Origin of the sequence: Streptomyces sp. NPDC012510 (genome assembly GCF_042955065.1) — a bacterium.
Lineage (GTDB): Bacteria > Actinomycetota > Actinomycetes > Streptomycetales > Streptomycetaceae > Streptomyces.
In genome coordinates this window covers 1-2,623 of record NZ_JBIBEN010000067.1, presented here as the reverse complement: position 1 = coordinate 2,623, position 2,623 = coordinate 1, and the positions used below count along the sequence as shown (strand labels likewise).

The following is a 2,623-nucleotide window of genomic DNA, read 5'->3' as shown; positions in this document are numbered from 1 at the left end:
CCAGCAGTTCGATCGCCTCGCCGGTCCGCCCCGCCTGCCAGTAGGAGGAGGCGAGGTTGCCGCGGGCGGTGAGCGTGTCGGGGTGCTCGCCGCCCAGCAGCCGCTCCCGGTCGGCCACCACCTGCTCCTCGATCTCGATCGCCTCGCCAGTCCGCCCCGCTTGCCGGTAGGAGGTGGCGAGGTTGGCGCGGGCGGTGAGCGTGTTGGGGTGCTCGCCGCCCTGCAGCCGCTCCAGGTCGGCCACCACCTGCTCCAGCAGTTCGATCGCCTCGCCGGTCCGCCCCGCCCGCCAGTAGGAGGAGGCGAGGTTGCCGCGGGCGGTGAGCGTGTTGGGGTGCTCGCCGCCCAAATGGCGCTCGCTGTCCGAAATCATGTCCTGCCAGTAGGCGGTGGCGGAGGCAGCCAGCCCTGCGTTGAGGAGGCTGTTGCCCGCGCGGAAAAGGACCGGGTGCCCGCCCGGGTTCCAGAGGCAATCGTTGGAGTGACCCGAGAGCGCGCTGGTATTGGCGCGCAGGACAGCGGCGTGGTCAGCGTGGTGCTGGTCGGGGCTGGGCCAAAGCTGGAGGATACCGTCGGCCGCCGCGGTGGCAAGGGCCGCTACTTCGTCGGCAGGCATGGTTTCGCGGGTGGCGCGGGCGGTCAGGGCGTGCATGCTGACAGCGCGCGGTTCTGCCCGGGTGTCGCAGGTCAGCAGTGCGTAGCGGTGCAGGAGGCGGAGGGCCGTGTGGGCCTGCTCTGCTGTGGCCGATGAGGGTGATGCAGGGGTGTCGCTTTGTGGGGCTGGCGTGTGGTGGGTGGTGAGGTAGCCAAGGAGAGCGGGAGTGTTCCACAAGGCGTGGGGGTGGCCAGCGGGGTCGAGAAGCGCGGTCAGGCGCAGGGCTGTGGTGGCAAGGCCGGTGGTGTCGCTGGCCCTTACGGCATCGAGGGAGAGTAAAAGAGCGGCGGTGACCTGCGTGGGCTGTTTCGGCTTGAGGTAGCCCTCCGTGTCTGCGGCCGGCGGCATGAGCTCCTCCAACAGGGCATGCCGATTGTTGTACCGGTTGAGGTACTGGGCGGAGGTTAGTTCTTCATTGATCATCTGGGCCGCGGCCATGCCGAGGCCGAGAGGGTGGTGCCCCAGAACGTGGGTGAGTTCGGGCGTGTGGTCGTCGAGGAGGTGACCCATGTTCTCGGCGTTGAGACGTTGGTACAGGTAGGCGCCAGATTCGGCGGGGGTGTAGACGTCGATGTCGATGCGGATGCGGCCGTTGCCGGTCAGGGAGGCGTCCCTACTGCGCGTGGTGGCCAGCACCCGGCCGCTGCCGGTCTGGCTGGCAGGCCACAGTGATTGGATGCCGTGCGGATCGGTGATGTCGTCCAGGACGACGAGCCACCGACGGCTTGTACTGCGCAGCCAGTCCAGCAGCAAATGGGCGTCCGCTTCCAGATCCTCGCCGCTGGCGCCGGGCAGTTTCAGGCTGACTGCAGTCCGTGCGTAAAGGGTGGTCATTTGTTGTGCCTCTGTGGCAGCCACCCACAAAACCAGGTCGGTACGTTTCTTAACGGCATCAGTGGCGTAGGCGGCGGCGAGTTGGGTCTTTCCGACTCCGCCCCCACCGGACAGCACGCGAGGCTGTTCCTGCGTCAGCACGACCGACCGGTTGTCCGACCACGCTGCGTCGATCCGGTCCCGCAGAACGCTGCGAGGCTGGAACGCCGTCGCCAGTTGAGGGATCGGCACAGGCACCACCGGCTGGGCCACGCCTTTACTTCGCTCCGCATCCGCCTGCGCGGCGGTGATCTCCTCCAGAGAAAGAGTGGTGCCGGGATGACCGTGCCGCGTGACCAGGTCGGCGAAGCCGGGCAGGCTGAGCGCTTCATGGACGGGCGCGGCCTGCAGACGGCGACCGCCCATAGGCCGGTTGTCCTCAACCGCCACCCCGACCAGCCGACCCCGGCAGAAGACTGCGGCACCCGATGCGCCCGCCCACGGCCGGTCACCACCGTGTCCGAGGTCCGGCCACACCCGGCAGTCCAAGACCCAGTCGGACGACGACGTGGACACCACCGGCAACTCGCCCCGCAGATGCTCGACGTCCCCACGAGCCGCTTCATCGGCGAAAGCCGGGAAACCGGCTCCGTCGAACGGCAGTGGCACAATCCCTCCGGGCCGCCCCCACCGCACCGGACCACTCTCAACAAGGACAGGCTCCTCCAGCCACAACAGCGCCATGTCCAGAGAGTCCTTGGCCGGAACACCCTCACGGGGATCCGGCCAGCACACCTCGGCCCGCCGGTGCACAACGTCACCGAAACGGGGATGCCCCACCCGCGCCTGCACCCGCAGCGCCCATCGCTGGTCCGGCAGCACCACATGCAGGGCCGTCAGCACCAGCTGCGGCCCGATCAGATAGCCGGAACCGGAACCCCCCGGATCCCCGGTACGCACCCACACAAGGCGCCGAGCGTCCATCTCACCGCTCCCACGGCCGCTTTGGCCCCACTCCAGAACCTGACGCCCCATCCGGCGATTGAGCCTCAGTTGACTTAGTGCGTTGTGGCAAACCGGATTTCGTTCGAGGTGTGCGGCGCAGGTGATCATCTGGACAGAGGTACGGGTGCGGCCGTGGGCATGAAAGAACGG

At 68.3% G+C, this 2,623-nt stretch carries 1 protein-coding gene; it reads right to left on the bottom strand.

Annotated elements, in window-relative coordinates:
* Positions 1–2,452 (bottom strand): tetratricopeptide repeat protein (locus ACFY9I_RS42280; protein WP_391012805.1); only part of this gene is annotated, 2,452 nt, incomplete at its 3' end.
* Between the last annotated feature and the right edge of the window lie 171 nt (positions 2,453–2,623).